Raw genomic sequence first — 17,059 nt, 5'->3', positions numbered from 1 at the left:
ACCGGCTCGGTTAAGCTGAATAATAAGTGACGTCACGGGCAATGTGAAATTAATCACCCTCGGCCGAAATATCAGGCCGCCATTCGCGGAACTGCGCCAGCGGCATCGGGCGGCTAATCCAGTATCCCTGCAGGAAATTAACGCCGTGTTCGCGCAGCCAGGCGGCCTGTTCCGGTGTCTCTACCCCTTCGGCGACGGTAGACATATTCAGTCGTCTTGCCAGCGTCAGAACGGCATCCAGCACCGGCGACGTTACCGTCTCAGTCCCTATCGCATTAACAAATCCGCGGTCTATCTTGAGGTAGTCCATGGTGAAATGCTCAAGGTAAATCAGCGCACTGTGGCCGGTACCAAAATCATCAATGGCGATTTCAAACCCTTCGTTATGCAGCCATCCGAAGAGGCTGTTGGCTTCCCGATGGTTAAGCATATCGCGCTCGGTAATTTCCAGCACGATCTGGAAGTAATCTGGCGGCAGTAACGCTTTGAAGGTGCGCATATCGTCCTTGAAGCTTTCCGCATGCAGATGCCCCGGCGCGATGTTGATGCCCACCTTTGCGCCCGGAGGTAACAGCGTTTGTAACACGGGAGCATCGTGAATGATAAGGTCAAAAAGATGCAGCGTCAGCGGGACAATGAGCTTCTGCGCTTCGGCAAAATTGATAAACGCGTCGGGCGGAATTTCCCCCATTGTCGGGTGTTTCCAGCGCATCAGTACTTCCAGCCCGGTCATCTGGAGCGATTTAGCATCGACGACGGGCTGATAGACTACATAAAACTGGCCGCGCTTAATCGCGCTCAAAATCTCTTTACCCGGGTTGAGGCGAATGCTGAGGATATAGTAGTTGAGCGAGCCGGCACAAATGCCGCATACCAGCCCGAAGAACAGGGCGTAAAGAATTTCATCGCTGGTCCAGGCGTCCGCATACAGATTTATGGTCAGGGGAACGTCTTTCAGCGTTGCGGTACGGGCCGGCGTTTCATGAAGATCGTGCGCGTTGACCAGCATGCTGGACCGCGTTGACAGCGCATGATCGCCAATGATGATGGCGATGCCGGCAAATTCGTCCTGGCGAGCCGTGTAGAGCAAGTAAGGCGTCAGGTTGAGATTCACTGAGGTAAATACGCCGCCGTCCTTCACTAGCGGGTTACGGTACCAGATGGCAATGGCGGGCTTGTTGGGCAACATCGGAGTGCCGGGAAGCAACGCCATATCAATCTGTTTGTCGATGTGCAGCTCAGGTATCAGCTCCTCCATCGGGGAATTCATCGGACCCGTAGCAGAAGAGCAGAACGCCATTTTGTCTCTGACCAGCAGGAATGCGCGAACGTTAACGCTAAAGGCAGCGCGCGAAGTGAGTTCCTGATTTACGTCGTGGCAATTGTTTAACGTGAGCGGCTGGAGCACATCGATAGAATTTTTTAACTCATCGAAATAGCTCTCCATATAGATGCTCACATCGTGGATCAGGGTGTCGAATTTGACTTCCCGCTTGTGGTAGCTCCAGAAAAATTGCAACGAACCCAGGAGCAGGGCGGCGATCAGGCCTGTGATGATGCTGAGGATCAGTATCTTGCGATTGCTGGAGAAATAGCGGGTGAACATAGACGTCGTAATTCCTGAAATGCCGCTGGATGTATTCAGTGTAACGGGCAAAAAAAAACACTGCCGAAGCAGTGCTTTTTTTCATCATATCGCCAGCCAAGGGATAACCAACGATACGATAGTCATATTAACTGCGGGTCAGTACGCGGCGTGCTTCGTTGTAGCGCTTCTTCCAGTACGGTTCATTCATGCTGGAAATGGTGACACCGCTGCTGGTGGAGGCATGTACGAACTGGTCATTACCAATATAGATGCCAACATGTCGACCTGTAGAACCGGCACGGAACAGGACTAGATCACCGGTGCGCAGTTTGGTACGTGAAATCGACTTGCCTATCTCCTGCTGTTCATAGGTTGAACGCGGAAGATCTAACCCAAATTGCTCGCGGAATGTACGCTGTACAAAACCGGAACAATCAATACCTGTTTTTGTGCTGCCGCCAAGACGATAACGCACGCCTTTCCAGTCAGCATACTGGTCCATAATGCGGGACTTCACGTCCAGATTACGTACCATATTTTCAAATTCATCCTGAGAGGCTTGCAGTGACGAGGAATCTTCCATTCCCACAACACGCGTCTCAGGATGCATATTCTTTGCGGTGTTCGATGTACTACATGCAGACAACAGTACCGCGACTGCTATCGCCGGGATCCCCCGTAAGATATATCTCAGAAACGGTTGAGATTTGACCATTTTGTTTATTTTCCCTTGAAGTCCTTAACGACAAATATCGTTATAAAAATGCCAAACGTGACGAGACTAATTATCTGTTCACATTGAGACAATTCTTTCTGGTCACATTTGTGGTACAGCGCACAAAATTATTCGCCAGCGAAATAATTATCTCTATGGGGCAAAACGAGTTCGAGATTAACCGATTGCCTGGGGTATTGCGAGAAAAAAAAGCCTTTTTTTTATAAGAAAATGTGATACAGAAAGTAAAAATCCGTAATTGCTTAAAATGCAGACAGATCCGAGGCTTTATCGCGCAATTGCTTCATTTTTATCATGAATGTGATGGCAAGAATATGACGCTGGGAAAAGATCGTGGCGGAAAGGCTATCGGGGATCATGTCGATCCCTGATAGCTCACGTTAATTTAGGTTAGTTATTTGTTTAATTGTTGTTGCGCTCTGCCGGGAAGATAGCGATCGAACAGCGCTATTATCCTGTCGCTCAGTGGGGTCATCAAACACCACGGCAGCGCAATCAGCGCAACGGAGAGCGAACCGACGGCAATATCGGTGAACCAGTGAGCGCCAATCATTACGCGCGGGAAGGCAAAAACCACAAAAATAATCAGGGCTATGGCAAACGCTTTTCTGCCGAAATAGCGAAGCATAATTGAGGAAAAAATAAGCAGCATCATGCCGTGATCGCCAGGGAAACTGTCCTTCGACGCATCTTTTGTTGGAATATGCAGCAGCTCGCTGACGCGATAAATATCGGTGAAAAAGAGCGTTGGGCTGGAACGCTTAACCGGAATAATCGCGGTGGCCAGCTGGTTAATGACGACAGCAAACAGCAGCATCACCAGACCGATAATCAGAATACGCCGACGCCCGGCTTTGTCCTCTTTCAGCCAGAAAGAGAGCATCAGGCAGCCCATCGCCAGCAGCGAGAAGCCGTCAAAGGCGCGGTTGTTGGTAATTGCCACCAGCCACAGGAACGCGTTGCTCTTCACCAGCTCCTGATTGAAGAAGTGAAAAATGGCAGAATCCAGCGGGAACCAGAAACCATGATCTGCCGGGATATACCAGGAGAAGAAAAGCGCCAGACCGGCGACATTAAGCAGTAATATCAGGGGAAATCGAGTTGTCATAACGTTCTGCATAGAGTGAAAACTGGGGCAACGTTAGCCGCCCGAACTTAAACGAATCCTCAACAGACTGGACTGGAGGGCATTCCAGTCGGCGTTAACCGCACTAATTAACTCTATACGGCTGTCGGGCGGCGCCACGTTTTGCGTTTCAATAAAGAAATCGTCGCCCTGGCGGTTGATCCGCACCAGTCCGTCCGGGGTGCGCATGATCCCTTTCACGCGATCGACGGGCGCAAGACGGGCCCACTCCAGGATCCCGATGGTGTCAAAAACGGTTTCAGCATCAAAAATCCATCCGCAGGCCTGATATCCCTGGCCGCTATTCAGATTACGACGCCAGCGCTGGTGTTCCGGCAGACTCAGGGCTGCCAGACCCTGCTTAACCGGATGACTGTGCGAATGCTCCGCGCTGGCGGGCAGCTCGGTGCGGTTCAGACGAGGCAGGTCAAGCAGGGCGCTATCAATATTCCCCTGGGTGGTCTGCACCCGCGTGCGATTGCCGCCAAAATGTTGCCACCACGCATCCAGCGCGGCCTGGCTTTCAGCCGTGGCGCGATCTGCTTTATTCGCGACAATAACGTCAGCGGAGGCGAGCTGATCGCGGAAGTTCTCATTTGCCACCGCCTTGTCATCCAGAAGCTGACGCGGATCGAGCAGGCACAGGGTGGCGCGCAAATCGATCCACGGCTCGTAAACCGGGGCGGTCAGTAAATCGAGGATTTGCTTAGGGTGACCCAGCCCGGTAGGTTCAATCAGCAGGCGGTCAGGTTTGCCCTGACGCAGCAGGGTATTGAGGCCGACCTGCATAGGTAGGCCATTGACGCAGCACATGCACCCGCCGGGGATCTCTTTAATCATCGCGCCGCTGGATGACAGCAACGCGCCGTCAATGCCCACCTCGCCAAATTCATTGACCAGCACGGCCCACTTCTCGGCCGGATCTTTATTCGCCAGCAGGTGGAGAATTGAGGTGGTTTTACCGCTGCCGAGAAAACCGGTGATGAGGTTGGTTTTGGTCACGTGCGCTCCAGATCAGAATTGTGATGCTATAACACTATTCTCTCTATCCTGGCGAAAAACGTGACCTGTGAGAAGGGGAAGGGCGAACGGAGGCCTCATCCGTTCGCGTTAAGCGCAATAATCGTTAAATATTTAACGTTTCGATAACAGCCTGACGTGCGCCGTTGCGGATAATGCGCTGGTATGCCTGGCGGACAGTCTCCACAAAGACGCTGTTTTGTGCGAGATCGTGACCAAAGATCTCACTCAGCCCCAGCAGCGCGTTAACGCGGTCGGCGTCGCTGCTGGCGTTGACGATGGCGCGGATTTTATCGCTGAGGGGATCGCGAACGTCAATCGCATTGCCACGGTCGTCGATACCGCTGACGTAGCGTATCCAGCCGGCCACGCCCAGAGCCAGCAGCGACCACGGCGTATTTCGCTCAAGATGAACGCGGATCCCGTCAAGCATTCTCTGGGGCAGCTTCTGGCTACCGTCCATCGCGATTTGCCAGGTCCGATGCTGGAGGGCCGGGTTGGCAAAGCGTTCAATTAGGCTATCGGCGTAGGCGGTGAGATCGACATCCTTAATCCGTAACGTGGGGGCCTGCTCGTTCAGCATCAGCCGACGGGCGGCTTCACGGAACGCCGCGTCCTCCATGCATTCATTAATATGCGCGTAGCCGGCAAGATACCCGAGATACGCCAGGAAAGAGTGGCTGCCGTTGAGCATGCGTAATTTCATTTGCTCCCACGGCAGAACATCCTGCACCATCTGGACACCCGCCACTTCCCACTCGGGACGGCCTGCGACAAAATTATCTTCCACCACCCACTGAATAAACGGTTCGCAGCTGATAGCGCACGGATCTTCAACGCCGAGCGCGTCTGTGATTTCCGCCAGCGATGCTTCCGTCGCGGCGGGAACAATTCTGTCAACCATCGTTCCCGGGAAGCTCACGTTGCTATCAATCCATTCAGACAGCGCCGCGGAACGCTTTTGCGCCATGCCCAGCACCGCGTTTTTGACCACGTGCCCGTTATCCGGGATGTTGTCGCAGGAGAGCACGGTAAACGCAGGCAAACCGCGCTCGCGGCGGCGGTGGAGCGCTTCGACCAGGATCCCTGGGGCAGAATGTGGCTCTGAGGGGTTTTCAAGGTCGTGGACGATCCGGGGGTTATTCAGATCGAGTTTTCCGGTCGCGGGATCGATGCAATAGCCTTTTTCCGTGATGGTGAGCGATACAATCGCGACCTGAGGCTCGCAAAATTTCTCAATAATGGCGGGCAGGGAGTCCAGCTTTGCGTTCAGACACTCATGGACGGCGCCGACGATAATCGCCTCATTTCCTTCAGCCCCTTTCTCCAGCACGGTGAACAGATGCTCCTGCGCGCGCAGCTGGCTCATCAGCACGTCGCCGCTGAACAGGCTAATCTCACAAATCCCCCAGTCGCCGCCTTTTTCATTCAGCACCCTATTTGTTAACAAAGCCTGGTGCGCACGGTGAAACGCGCCAAAGCCAAAGTGAACGATGCGGGAGCGTAATGACTGGCGATCGTAGCGAGGTTGCTGAACCCCGGCAGGAAGGGCGGTGGAGGCAATTGTCTTCATGAGATACACACCTGATTAACCATTAATTAACAATGTCAGTGTAAAGTTATATGACAGCAAATAAAATTGGTGAGCCGTAAATATCCCCGTTCTGTGAGTTTGATCAATCAATGTGTGGCGGTGTATTGACCCTTCACGGCAAACATGTATGGTAGTCGTCATTGCAGTAACGCATATTGGTATAACAACTTAAGAGGGTGAGGCAATGGAACAAACCTGGCGTTGGTACGGGCCGAACGATCCGGTTTCTCTTGATGATGTGCGTCAGGCTGGCGCAACGGGTGTCGTCACGGCGCTGCATCATATTCCTAACGGTCAGGTCTGGCCGGTAGAGGAAATACAGACGCGTCAGGCGCTGCTGGCGGAGAAGGGATTAACCTGGTCTGTGGTGGAAAGCATTCCTGTTCATGAAGATATCAAAACCCATTCCGGGGATTACCAGACCTGGATTGCTAACTATCAGCAGAGCATTCGTAACCTCGCGGCCTGCGGAATTGATACGGTTTGCTATAACTTTATGCCCATCCTCGACTGGACGCGAACCGACCTCGAATATCAGATGCCGGACGGTTCAAAAGCGCTGCGTTTCGATCAGATTGCCTTTGCAGCGTTCGAGCTGCACATCCTGAAACGGCCTGGCGCCGAAGCGGATTACACCGCGGAAGAGCAGCAGCAGGCACTCGAATGGTTCAATGCAGCCAGCGACGCGGACATCGAAAAGCTGACCCGTAATATCATTGCGGGCCTGCCTGGGGCTGAGGAAGGGTATACGCTGGATCAGTTCCGCGCCCGCCTGGCGGAATACGGCAATATTGATAAGCATCAGCTGCGTGAAAACATGGCGTATTTCCTGCGCGCAATCGTGCCGGTTGCGGAAGAGGTAGGGGTTCGCCTGGCCGTGCACCCGGACGATCCACCGCGTCCAATCCTCGGCCTGCCGCGCATTGTTTCCACAATTGAAGATATGCAGTGGCTGAAAGAGACGGTCGACAGCATCTATAACGGCTTCACCATGTGTACCGGCTCCTACGGCGTGCGGGCAGATAACGATCTGGTGCGGATGATTGAAACCTTCGGCGACCGCATTCATTTTACGCATCTGCGCGCGACCTGCCGTGAAGAGAACCCAAAAACCTTCCACGAGGCGGCTCACCTGGGCGGCGATGTGAATATGGTGGCGGTGGTAGACGCCATTCTGGCCGAAGAGGCGCGTCGCAAGCAGATTGGCGATTTGCGTCCTATTCCGTTCCGTCCTGACCACGGCCACCAGATGCTGGACGATCTGCGTAAGAAAACCAACCCAGGCTATTCTGCGATTGGCCGTCTTAAAGGGATGGCGGAAGTGCGCGGCGTTGAGCTGGCGTTGAAGATGACGAAGTATCCGGAGCTTCTGTAAGCGCCACCGGGCCAACAATAAAAAAAACCGGCCTGAGAGCCGGTTTTTGTGTTTTTGTTGGTCGGGTAAGGCGAAGCCGCCACCCGAAAAACGCCGCAATCAGTCGGCGCGACCCATATAGCGTTTTTCTTCGATATGGATGCGGATCTTCTCGCCAGCGGAGAGGTATTCCGGCACCTGCACAACCAGGCCGGTCGTCAGGGTAGCCGGTTTGTTGCGGGCACTGGCGGATGCGCCTTTGATGCCGGGTGCCGTTTCAACGATTTCCAGATCGACGGTCTGAGGCAGTTCCAGCGCCAGCAGCACGCCGTCCCAGGTCAGAACCTGCATGTCAGGCATACCGCCTTCAGGAATGAACAGCAGCTCTTCTTCAATCTGATCTTTGGTGAAGATGTACGGGGTGTAATCTTCTTTGTCCATGAACACGTATTCGTTGCCGTCGATGTAGGAGAAATCAACATAGCGACGGGTCAGGGTCACGGTATCGACAATATCGTCACCTTTGAAGCGTTCTTCCACTTTGAGGCCGGTACGCACATCGGCGAAACGCATTTTATACAGCGTTGCTGCACCACGGGCGCTTGGTGCCTGAATGTCGATATCTTTCACAATCAGCAGTTTGCCGTTGTAATTCAGCACCATACCTTTCTTAATTTCGTTCGCTCTTGGCATTGCAGTAATCCTGTTTACGGGAGGTAAAAAATATCGCGCCAAATTACTCGCGCGCGGCCTTTCAGGCAAGTGGAATTCGTGGCTTTTGCTATCAATACGCAAAAGGTGTTACTGTGCGCGCGATGCCCGACTACGCGGGCCATCGTCAGCGAAAGAGAGCATTTATGGATTGCCGTCCCGATTGTGGCGCGTGCTGTACTGCACCGTCCATTTCAAGCCCCATTCCTGGAATGCCCGAGGGCAAGCCTAACAGTCAATTATTCTCAGTATAAAAATGACATAGCTAAGCAGAAATGACTTTTTTGCTAAGTGTTTCAATTGAATGTGAAAAGCTTTCTCCATAGCCAGTTTTAGACAGTTGTAATAACTCATTTAGTCCAGAATGACTTGTAAACGAAAGATTTTCATAAAGACATATAGGAAGTTCTGAATTGTCTTTAAATCTTCTGTCTGGGCCTCCAGACTTGTTCACATACTTCCATGTCCTGCCAACGACTATGGCATCTCCAGGTACTCCTTCGCTCTCAATGAATCGACTATCACCTACATTAACGAATAGCTGGTTATAACCAACAGCGCCTACACCTTCACGGTCATAAACGAGTACTCTATCTGGAAAAAAATGCAATGTTTGGCGACCGACATTGATAGCAATCGTCTCAATATTTGTTTTAACAAAGGGAGGCTTTGATTTGCTGATTGATGTGACTTTTCTGCGTAGTAAGTTACCAGCTCCGGCATGATACTTGGGGTCATAAACGGCTCCAGAAGCTTCTATATGCCATACTTTTGAGCAGCTTGCGAGCTTGGCTCCACTATCATGAAGTTGCTGGTAACATGCCATCATTTGATCATCAAAGTCATAAAAAAGAACAGTAGTCTTTCTTAGCTGATCGTACATGTAAGCAAAAACAGAGATTGCTACCCCTACGATAAATCCTATAGCGAGGCACCACTCAGGCCATGTCTGTGAAAAACCGTAAAGTAACAGCGCAATCGAAAGGCACATGACCAAGGGCCATATTTGTGACTTCTTACGTTTGTTGTTCAACTCTTCAAGCAGTTCTCGGGAACTTGAATCAACGATTTCCGAGATATGGGATGACTCGATTTCCTCGAGAGGTGCATGTGTAGTGTCATGTTCTATTGGGGATTGGTCTGGTACATGTTGAACTTTCTTTCTGTTCTGTGGGACCAGGCTTGGTGAAAGCGAAGCACGATAATAGACTCCGCCAGCACCGATGTGGATGTAATTTCCTCTTGGGCCAGTACCAAACCTCAGTCCTTTTATACCAATAGATGCACCGACTCCTGATTTGGATAGGTTAAATCTCATCGGTCCGACTCGAATGCTTTTCTTAATGTAAAAGCTCATGGTAACTCCTTGTAAAACGAGGGGCTTAATTCATCGTAAGCTAGGGCAGTGTAACTGGTGGATTTTACAGCATATGTTTCATATTTTTAAAGGAACATTAACCCATCTAAGAGGAAAATCGCTCATTTTATAGGGGAATAGTTCTGGGTTACATGCTATCGCTCCGATTGTGACAGTGTGTTAATGTTTTATTCGAAGACAAAGAATTTAAGAGGTCCTGATGGAATGCCGAATCGACTGTGGGGCCTGTTGCATTGCTCCTTCTATATCAAGCCCAATTCCCGGAATGCCGCAAGGCAAGCCAGCAAATGTAAGATGTGTGCAGTTATCGGAAGATAATTTATGCAACATCTTTGGGTCAATCCACCGCCCCAAGGTGTGTAGCAATCTGCGCCCTTCACTCGATATGTGCCATACAAATCGTGATGAGGCTATGGGTTACTTGATTCATCTTGAAAAGCTGACCTTATCATGAAGTTGTTGCCATAAATAATTTGATGGTGTATAGTAATAAAGATTTTGTTGTGGAAACTTTTCGGAGTTTCTATTTGTCTACTAACACCGCATTTATGCCAGTGGCTGTAGGGCTTGGTCCTCCTTGGGATTCTCTCCCTCGTACTGGTTATTATTAATATCTATTGTCTGGTGTTAGTTATATGTCCGTAGATCTGCTTTTCCCTCCCGTTCAAAAAATAACCAACCATCGTGATGATGGCCGTTACTCACTTATCCATAGCTCTGAATATGTGCTTGATGGGCTTGTATACCGTTTGAACTATGATTCGATGAAGAAAGGTTATCATCCGATCAGGAAAGAAATCATTGATGCATTCATTAAGCAGTTACAGGCTATGCAATCGCACTACAGTAAGATTTTTGCTTTCCGATTTGACTTATCAGTGCCGGAAGGGATGCACGTTACGGAAAGTAATGTCTTAGTGAGTAATCTTTTTGAGCGGCTGAGAGGTCGTTTCAAAAAGAAGGCGTGGAATGAACAGCCGATCAAAAAATTTGCTTATGGCTGGGTTCGAGAAAAGAAAGCTGCTAATCAGGTTCATTACCACTGCTGGATTGCATTACCTTACTTCCAAGTTCAAACTGCTGGCTTTGGTAACACAGGCATGATTGGGTTGATAAGTGAGCTTTGGGATGAATTAACAGACAATATCAGTCGCGTGCATTTAGCCGAGAATAGTCGATACTCTATTGTAAGGGGTGATCACGATAGTCTTGTGGATTTTGTTGAGCGTATATCGTACCTCGCGAAAAACAGCGGTAAGTTTTCATCTGGGGAAGGGCAGAGGATCTTTTCAACGTCTAAGCTCAGAATGAAAGAGAGTAATTAACGCAGGTGGTAAAATCTTTAGTGTAGGTCAGTTTGAACAGAAAATACAAATCCTTCCTTTAACGCATTCTAAGCCTTTCTAAGGCTGCGGTAGTACGTTCCATTACCTGCGTGATTTAAACCTCTTATAGCTTTATACAGGCTGTTTGAGAACGGTTTTCAATGTTAGTTTGATAAATCCTTCTATTATCACTGATTGGTTTTAGTTTCTCATGAATACGCTTATGATTTGTGAGTGATGTCGCGCTATTTTCAGTATAACGCAGAGCTGCTTCCTATGTTTGCGAAGTCGCTGGGAGTGGCTGCATCAGGCTTGCTTTAGGTTCCAGTTCCGTTTGATGGTCGGAAGACGCAACCCTAATTAAGCAGCCGCTTTTGACTGGCTAAGACCTCTGCTCCTCGCTTCCTGAACTCGCTTACGAGTATATGAAAGATGGATCGCTGGTATTATTACGGAAATCTGGATGAAACTGACAGGTGGTGAAGCAACCCTTGTGAACTTGTCTAAAGCCACTAAAGACTATCCCGTTCACTACGTCATTCATCGTGAAAATCCTTCATCACTCGAAGGTCCGGTATTCTGGCTTTCTTACCTGGCAAAAGAACGTGGTAAAGCGCAAACAGGGAAGGGAACACGCATGTACTCAACATCGAAATTGAGTAGTAAAGCACTGGATTCGTAAATATCGCACAGAAAGCCCGTAGTGCGTTTTTCTGTGTAAGGTATGCAATCACATTGCCCACATCATGAAAGCCGCTTACAGGCGCTCTCAGAACGTTTTAAGGTGTGATTTGTTCCTGGTTAACTTTATGCTTCGGTCAGATGCATGATAGTTCAACTATAGTTGCTTTGCTGATAGATTCATACATTACTTCAAAATTCCGAGCGGAGCGAGGGACACGAACGAAGTGAGTGTCTAACTACATAACTACACTTTTAAATTTTTATATTTTATATATAGAGAAAAATGTAGTTTTTCGATTGCTTTTTAACCCGTATTCACTGTCCGTCTTCGCTTCGCTTGACGGAACTCGCTTCGCTCGTAATTCAGGACATAACTTTGACGGTTGAAGCAATGTACACTTACCGTAAGCGATCAGCGAGTGCCGTATTGACGGCTATTTATTGGTGAGATCTACATTCCAGGGCCGGAGTTCGGCCACTTTGTTGCTGGGCCATTCCGGCAGTACGCTCAGGATATGACGAAGGTAGACTTCCGGAACGATGCCATTGAGCCTGCATGTTCCGATAAGACCATACAACAGGGCTCCGCGCTCACCGCCGTGGTCGCTGCCGAAGAAGATAAAATTCTTTTTCCCAAGACAGACAGCACGAAGGGCTCGTTCGGCTGCGTTGTTATCTGGCTCTGCCAGACCATCATCACAGTAGTAACACAGGGCATCCCACTGGTTCAGAGCATAAGTATTAGACGTCAACTAGTTTTGCCGACCGGCGCCAACTACTCTGGCCGCATCCATTGAGCGGGGTTTTAAGCCACGCTGGTTACTTCCTTCGCTGTCTTTTTCCGATAACTTTCTCCTTTTAGTTCGAACATATATCCGTGATGGATCAGTCGGTCGGCTGCTGCCACCGCCATCGTTTCATCCACGAAGATGATGCTCCAGGCGCTGAACGGATGCTTGCTGGTGATAACCAGACGTTCGCGCTCATAGCGATGGGCTATCAGCTCGAACAGCACGCCCGTTTCCGCGTTTGACATATCTATGTATTAACCGAGCTGGATGGCAGAAAACTCTACGTTGGAAACCGGGTCAGCGAACTGCTCCCCTGGTGTGTAGCACTGCCAACTGAATAACACATCCCCGTCAATACGGTTCTCGCTGCACGCTTACGCTATGTCCTGGACCGGTAAACCAGCAATCTGGTTAATGGATGGTGCCGTCACCAGCTGTAACTAACAGCGTCCTTCCGCCGGGCTGGTTCGGTTTACAGTGCTGTGCTGCTCTGAGCGTTCTCCGGGAAGCTTCAGAACGGTTGTGCGGTTACATTTTAACTTAAACAAGAAAGTAACATTAATTGCTGAGGTAACAGCTCGTAAAAACTATTTGATGTCTAGTATTGGATAGGGTTTTATTACAATAAACATGATATTTAACCCAGACAGGGTAATATATTATGGCGATTTATCTTCTTGCTGGCATCAAATGAAAAGAAAACAGAATCTGACACCACTATCTGCATTTTATGCGATATGTAAAAAATTAACCTCACAATTTTCTTCGCCAGTCGGACTGTTCTTTCTATATAGCAGGAACATGGAAAAATGAGGTCCTCACTTACAGCGATTACTCTGGCCCTTGCAGCAGGAGTTATGTGGGGAACACTGGGCTTAATTACTCATTACTTACTTAATTACGGAGTGAGTATCATACAACTTGGTATATTGCGCCTGGGTGGTGCATTTGTGCTGACTTTACTTATCGCAATTATGCTGGGCCGGATTCATGCACTTAGCCTTAGACAATGGGGGGGGCTGGCAGCTATCGGCCTGGTTTGTCAGGCACTGAGTAGCATATCATTTTCTTCTGCAGTGGCAGGGATAGGGAGCAGCCTGGCTATCATTATGTTATGCACAGGCCCGCTGTTCACTGTTGCGATAAATCGAATATTTTATAGGGAACGTCCTGATACTATATCACTTTTGATGGTTCTGCTTGGTCTGGCGGGGCTAACCCTGACTGTTTTACACAGTCAGGGAGAACAAACCAATGTTGTAACGTTTAGCAGACAGTGGTTATACGGACTGGGATGGGGTTTACTTTCCGGGGTTTGTTATGGGTTATTTCCCTTGTTTACGCGTTCGCTGGGCAAACTCGATTCATGGGTTATTGTGAGTTTCAGCCTTGGTCTTGGTGCTGCATTCTTGGCTCCGTTACAAGGCAATACATCAGTAGGCCTGTCATTAGATAGCAATATTTATTTATGGATACTGGTTGTGGCGTTAATTCTGGTACCAACAGTGATGGCTGACGTGCTCTATGTTCGGGCTATTGCAGCTGGCGGTCCTGTGTTGGCAACGGTGTTTGCTCTTATTGAAATACCTGCTTCAGTCCTGTTCTCCCGATGGTGGCTTGCAGTACCAGTTAATGCCATGCAATGGGCTGGCATATTTTTTTTCTGTATTGGTTTAACCGGGCTGGCATTACGTCACAACCAAAATTCTGCGCCTTTCACGAAGCAAAGCATAATTACCATTACGCAAAAGGAAAAGCATTATGAATGAGTTACAGTTTATTGAGCAATCATCCAGATCTTCAGAATCAGAAAACCTGCAGACTCTGATTGATTATGTTCAGGTTCTGAATCGTCATATTCAACTTAATGCTCGGGCAAGTCAATCCATACTGCCGGAATTAACATTCGCTCCCGATGCCCTGCTGACTCTTGGCCCAAAGTATCCAATACAACCGTTCTCATATCTTGATGAGCTTGAACGTGATCAGGATGAAACTCCAGCCAGTGAGGCTGAACTACACAACGAAGTAGCCCGATATTTCCGTGGTGCAATTCGCCCACAGTCTCGCAATTCGTTGTTCAATATGGTGCCCGATCCAAGTATTGCTGCAACAGCAGGCGCATGGCTGGCCACTGCATATAATACTAATAGTCTAATGGATGCTTTCGGTGGGGAAGCATTGCTGACAGAACAACTGGTTGCCCGCCGTATAGGCAGGTGGGCTGGCTGGAAGCATGCAATGGGTATTGCCTGTAATGGTGGGAAATTAACCATCATGTACGCAATAAAATCAGCGCTGAGTCGTATTGCACCTAATTCACAGCGTACTGGCCTGCCTAATGATATCGTTATTTTATGCAGTGAGGGCGCACATTACTGTGTGGAACATGCTGCCAGCATGCTTGGACTGGGAGCCGATAACTGCCTGAGAGTATCTGCCAACAATGAAGGACGAATGTGTGCAGAGGCTTTACGCACCACTTTATACGAACAGCATCTCCGCAGACGCAGGGTTGCCGCAATCATATGCTGCGGGGGAACAACGATCAATTTCAACTGTGAGGATACTCGAGAGATTATTGATATCACCGAAGCATTCGCACGGGAAAACAATTTAAAAGAACGCCCTTATTTACATCTGGACAGTGTGATCGGCTGGCTGTACCTGAGTCAGCCAGATGTTAATAAAGGAGAGCCAATCTATCAGATTTCCAGCCCACGAATCAGAGCTCGTGTTGCTGAAGTTCATTATCGCCTGCGCGGTATAGGGGCTTTTGATTCGCTGGGTGTTGATTTTCATAAGAATGGACTGTGTCCATATGCCAGCAGCTTTTTTGTATCGCGTGATCGACGTTTTATGGATGAGCTTGGTGACGGAAATTACCATTACGTAGAGAAAGATTTTCAGTATGGTCAGTTCCGGGCCTACCGTTACACCTTTGAGAATTCTCGCCCGGCACAGGGGATTCTTGCTGCCTGGATAAACCTTCGTAAACTTGGTCGTAACGGATATGCTGCTTATCTTGTCCACCTTCATGAAGCACGTGATTCCCTGACCAGTGCCCTCGAACGCCACCGTCTGTTCCGGGTGCTTAACTATTCCAGCCTTGGATGGGAGGTTGTATTTGATATTCCATTCGATCCTGATGTGGTCGCACTGGCATCCTCCCGGGAAGAGCTTGCTATGAGTTTTATGCAGGAATGTTGGGAACGAGTGAATGCAGGTTACGACCTGCCACTATTTAGCATTGTGCCGGGATATCGTATTGAGAATGATCGGAATAAAGTTACCACAGCCTTCCTTCTTTACCCAATGCAACAACACCATGATGACGAGTGGGATGAGACTGTGTCACTTATCGCCAGACAGTTCCACGATTTTCAGACTCGTTTGCGGACGGGGCAAAAGACCCTTAGTCGAACCCAGTTTGCACAACCTATCCGCTAATCAGCAGGCTTACAGCATGATCCAGATGACTAATACTACGCCCCGAGATTCTTTTTCTTTGCTAAAAATACTGGTTGAACGTTACCGAACACGTCAGGAGATGCCTGATTTTATGGGGAGGCCGCTACTGGATTTGTCAATCGGTAATCCCGATCTCGCACCAAGTTCACACTGGCGCAGCCGCCTGCAGTACTTTATCGGAAGGGATGATCTTCACGGCTACGGCGATTTCCGTTCAGACATTACCCGCCATTTATATGAACGTTTTATTGCCTACTATCAACGCCGTTTCTTGTCCCATGATGCACCTTTTTTACTCGATCCTGAACGACATGTGGTCGATTTGCTAGGTTCCAAGGAAGGCATTTTCTATAGCCTGCTGTCCTGCCTGAATCCAGGAGAGGCTGTACTTATGCCGGACCCATCGTATACAGTCTATCAAAGCAGTGCCCGGCTGATTGGCGCTCGTGTCGAGCTTTTCTCCTGCGACCCGTCAGGCCAGCCTGAGTTAACCTCAATTCGGCCCGATCAATTACAGGGGGCACGTCTGCTGGTTATTTGTTCACCAGGTAATCCTACAGGCGTGGAATTATCTCCTGAAAAACTTAAGGAGGTTCTGGAATTTGCTGAAGAGCATGATCTTTGGGTTGTTATTGACAGGGCGTATGCCGAGATTTCGTTTAAATCGCCATCTAATGGCGTACTCAGTGGCGCGGCCCTGCCATTACCGGGAGCACTCTCACGAGTAGTGGAACTTCACAGTTTGAGCAAATCATGTAATCTTGCAGGCTGGCGTATCGGTTTTGCAGTCGGTTCGGCAGAACTGATAGACAAGATACGGAATATAAAATTCAATACCGATTTTGGCGCGTTTCTCCCGTTAAAATGCGTTGCAGCAGAAATACTTGATGAGCTGGAAACTATCGCTGCGTGCAACAGCACAATCTATGCAGCCCGCATGCGTCGTTTTGTTAATGGTGCGGCATCTCTGGGCTGGAATATACCTTTATCCCAGGGCACTTTTTTCCTGTGGGCACCGCTTCCTCCGGATTTTGCAGAGGGCGATGACCTGAGATTTGTTGAACATCTGCTTGATTCCACCGGTATCTTAGTTGCCCCTGGCAGTGGTTTTGGTCCTGGGGGGATAGGCCGGGTAAGGATTGCACTGGTACACTCAGATGATGTGCTTGATGAAGCCTTGTCTCGGCTAAAAAAATGGCAGGCACTAAGTTCACGCTCTTTCGTGTAAAATGATTGTGCTGCTTTGGTCACCGAAGCAGCACAATACGGAAAACGCCCTAG

The 17,059-nt window shown here is 49.3% G+C and carries 14 protein-coding genes and 3 pseudogenes; 8 read left to right on the top strand and 9 right to left on the bottom strand.

Translation table 11 applies throughout. The annotated features are described in order from the left end of the window. Positions 1-49 precede the first annotated feature (49 nt). The 5 genes from ELK40_RS15555 to ELK40_RS15535 form a co-directional block, all read right to left on the bottom strand. Positions 50-1,606 carry a cyclic di-GMP phosphodiesterase gene (locus ELK40_RS15555; protein WP_127731732.1) on the bottom strand — a complete coding sequence of 519 codons (1,557 nt, stop codon included), beginning with the start codon at positions 1,604-1,606 and terminating at the stop codon, positions 50-52. A 127-nt stretch (positions 1,607-1,733) separates the two neighbouring features. After that, complete coding sequence (gene mepS, locus ELK40_RS15550; RefSeq protein WP_127731730.1) at positions 1,734-2,303, bottom strand: bifunctional murein DD-endopeptidase/murein LD-carboxypeptidase; 570 nt, start codon at positions 2,301-2,303, stop codon at positions 1,734-1,736. A 415-nt stretch (positions 2,304-2,718) separates the two neighbouring features. Then, the gene (locus ELK40_RS15545; protein WP_181899759.1) at positions 2,719-3,432 is read right to left on the bottom strand and encodes a phosphatase PAP2 family protein; all 714 of its coding nucleotides are present in this window, start codon (positions 3,430-3,432) and stop codon (positions 2,719-2,721) included. A gap of 33 nt (positions 3,433-3,465) precedes the next feature. Further along, positions 3,466-4,452 carry a GTP-binding protein gene (locus tag ELK40_RS15540; protein ID WP_115875861.1) on the bottom strand — a complete coding sequence of 329 codons (987 nt, stop codon included), beginning with the start codon at positions 4,450-4,452 and terminating at the stop codon, positions 3,466-3,468. Positions 4,453-4,576: 124 nt separating this feature from the next. Then, the gene (locus tag ELK40_RS15535) at positions 4,577-6,043 is read right to left on the bottom strand and encodes a fructuronate reductase (RefSeq protein ID WP_127731728.1); all 1,467 of its coding nucleotides are present in this window, start codon (positions 6,041-6,043) and stop codon (positions 4,577-4,579) included. A 205-nt stretch (positions 6,044-6,248) separates the two neighbouring features. Between ELK40_RS15535 and uxuA the strand changes: the two genes are divergently transcribed. Continuing rightward, complete coding sequence (gene uxuA, locus ELK40_RS15530) at positions 6,249-7,439, top strand: mannonate dehydratase (RefSeq protein WP_127731726.1); 1,191 nt, start codon at positions 6,249-6,251, stop codon at positions 7,437-7,439. A gap of 99 nt (positions 7,440-7,538) precedes the next feature. On the opposite strand, the gene yeiP is transcribed toward uxuA, so the two are convergent. Then, positions 7,539-8,111: an elongation factor P-like protein YeiP gene (gene yeiP, locus ELK40_RS15525; protein ID WP_008500940.1), complete on the bottom strand. Its 573-nt coding sequence runs from the start codon at positions 8,109-8,111 to the stop codon at positions 7,539-7,541. Between the two features lie 164 nt (positions 8,112-8,275). Here yeiP and ELK40_RS15520 point away from each other — a divergent pair. Then, positions 8,276-8,359, top strand: a pseudogene (locus ELK40_RS15520) (YkgJ family cysteine cluster protein); the annotation flags it as partial. 35 nt (positions 8,360-8,394) lie between these two features. Here ELK40_RS15520 and ELK40_RS15515 read toward each other — a convergent pair. After that, positions 8,395-9,486: a DUF4236 domain-containing protein gene (locus ELK40_RS15515; protein WP_061097595.1), complete on the bottom strand. Its 1,092-nt coding sequence runs from the start codon at positions 9,484-9,486 to the stop codon at positions 8,395-8,397. A gap of 220 nt (positions 9,487-9,706) precedes the next feature. Here ELK40_RS15515 and ELK40_RS15510 point away from each other — a divergent pair, with 220 nt between their 5' ends. From ELK40_RS15510 to ELK40_RS15500, 3 genes are all read left to right on the top strand, one after another. Beyond that, a complete protein-coding gene (locus ELK40_RS15510) occupies positions 9,707-9,961 on the top strand; it encodes a YkgJ family cysteine cluster protein (protein WP_127731724.1) in 255 nt (84 codons plus the stop codon). Positions 9,962-10,142: 181 nt separating this feature from the next. Beyond that, positions 10,143-10,832, top strand: a complete 690-nt coding sequence (locus tag ELK40_RS15505; protein WP_127731722.1) for an inovirus-type Gp2 protein — start codon at positions 10,143-10,145, stop codon at positions 10,830-10,832. 463 nt (positions 10,833-11,295) lie between these two features. After that, positions 11,296-11,514, top strand: a complete 219-nt coding sequence (locus ELK40_RS15500) for a hypothetical protein (protein WP_127731720.1) — start codon at positions 11,296-11,298, stop codon at positions 11,512-11,514. A gap of 436 nt (positions 11,515-11,950) precedes the next feature. Here the strand turns inward: ELK40_RS15500 and ELK40_RS15495 are convergent. Further along, positions 11,951-12,253 (bottom strand): annotated as a pseudogene (locus ELK40_RS15495) (transposase); the annotation flags it as partial. Between the two features lie 68 nt (positions 12,254-12,321). After that, positions 12,322-12,570 (bottom strand): annotated as a pseudogene (locus ELK40_RS15490) (ATP-binding protein); the annotation flags it as partial. Positions 12,571-13,116: 546 nt separating this feature from the next. Between ELK40_RS15490 and ELK40_RS15485 the strand changes: the two are divergent. Genes ELK40_RS15485 through ELK40_RS15475 form a run of 3 tightly spaced genes read left to right on the top strand, consistent with a single transcriptional unit; the run spans position 13,117 to position 17,006 of the window. Further along, positions 13,117-14,076 carry a DMT family transporter gene (locus tag ELK40_RS15485; protein WP_127731716.1) on the top strand — a complete coding sequence of 320 codons (960 nt, stop codon included), beginning with the start codon at positions 13,117-13,119 and terminating at the stop codon, positions 14,074-14,076. Further along, complete coding sequence (locus tag ELK40_RS15480) at positions 14,069-15,757, top strand: pyridoxal-dependent decarboxylase (RefSeq protein WP_127731714.1); 1,689 nt, start codon at positions 14,069-14,071, stop codon at positions 15,755-15,757. Before ELK40_RS15485 ends, ELK40_RS15480 begins: the two co-directional genes overlap by 8 nt. 16 nt (positions 15,758-15,773) lie before the next feature. Beyond that, the gene (locus ELK40_RS15475) at positions 15,774-17,006 is read left to right on the top strand and encodes a pyridoxal phosphate-dependent aminotransferase (RefSeq protein ID WP_127731712.1); all 1,233 of its coding nucleotides are present in this window, start codon (positions 15,774-15,776) and stop codon (positions 17,004-17,006) included. The last annotated feature ends 53 nt before the right edge of the window (positions 17,007-17,059 follow it).

The organism is Enterobacter sp. N18-03635, from assembly GCF_004006055.1.
GTDB lineage: Bacteria > Pseudomonadota > Gammaproteobacteria > Enterobacterales > Enterobacteriaceae > Enterobacter > Enterobacter vonholyi.
This window is presented reverse-complemented; position numbering and strand designations above follow the sequence as displayed.

Coding starts and splice junctions, on each gene's coding strand:
- ELK40_RS15515 (WP_061097595.1), bottom strand. CDS start 9,486: ATGAGCTTTTACATTAAGAAAAGCATTCGAGTCGGACCGATGAGATTT.
- yeiP (WP_008500940.1), bottom strand. CDS start 8,111: ATGCCAAGAGCGAACGAAATTAAGAAAGGTATGGTGCTGAATTACAAC.
- ELK40_RS15505 (WP_127731722.1), top strand. CDS start 10,143: ATGTCCGTAGATCTGCTTTTCCCTCCCGTTCAAAAAATAACCAACCAT.
- uxuA (WP_127731726.1), top strand. CDS start 6,249: ATGGAACAAACCTGGCGTTGGTACGGGCCGAACGATCCGGTTTCTCTT.
- ELK40_RS15545 (WP_181899759.1), bottom strand. CDS start 3,432: ATGACAACTCGATTTCCCCTGATATTACTGCTTAATGTCGCCGGTCTG.
- mepS (WP_127731730.1), bottom strand. CDS start 2,303: ATGGTCAAATCTCAACCGTTTCTGAGATATATCTTACGGGGGATCCCG.
- ELK40_RS15510 (WP_127731724.1), top strand. CDS start 9,707: ATGGAATGCCGAATCGACTGTGGGGCCTGTTGCATTGCTCCTTCTATA.
- ELK40_RS15480 (WP_127731714.1), top strand. CDS start 14,069: ATGAATGAGTTACAGTTTATTGAGCAATCATCCAGATCTTCAGAATCA.
- ELK40_RS15475 (WP_127731712.1), top strand. CDS start 15,774: ATGATCCAGATGACTAATACTACGCCCCGAGATTCTTTTTCTTTGCTA.
- ELK40_RS15555 (WP_127731732.1), bottom strand. CDS start 1,606: ATGTTCACCCGCTATTTCTCCAGCAATCGCAAGATACTGATCCTCAGC.
- ELK40_RS15500 (WP_127731720.1), top strand. CDS start 11,296: ATGAAACTGACAGGTGGTGAAGCAACCCTTGTGAACTTGTCTAAAGCC.
- ELK40_RS15535 (WP_127731728.1), bottom strand. CDS start 6,043: ATGAAGACAATTGCCTCCACCGCCCTTCCTGCCGGGGTTCAGCAACCT.
- ELK40_RS15485 (WP_127731716.1), top strand. CDS start 13,117: ATGAGGTCCTCACTTACAGCGATTACTCTGGCCCTTGCAGCAGGAGTT.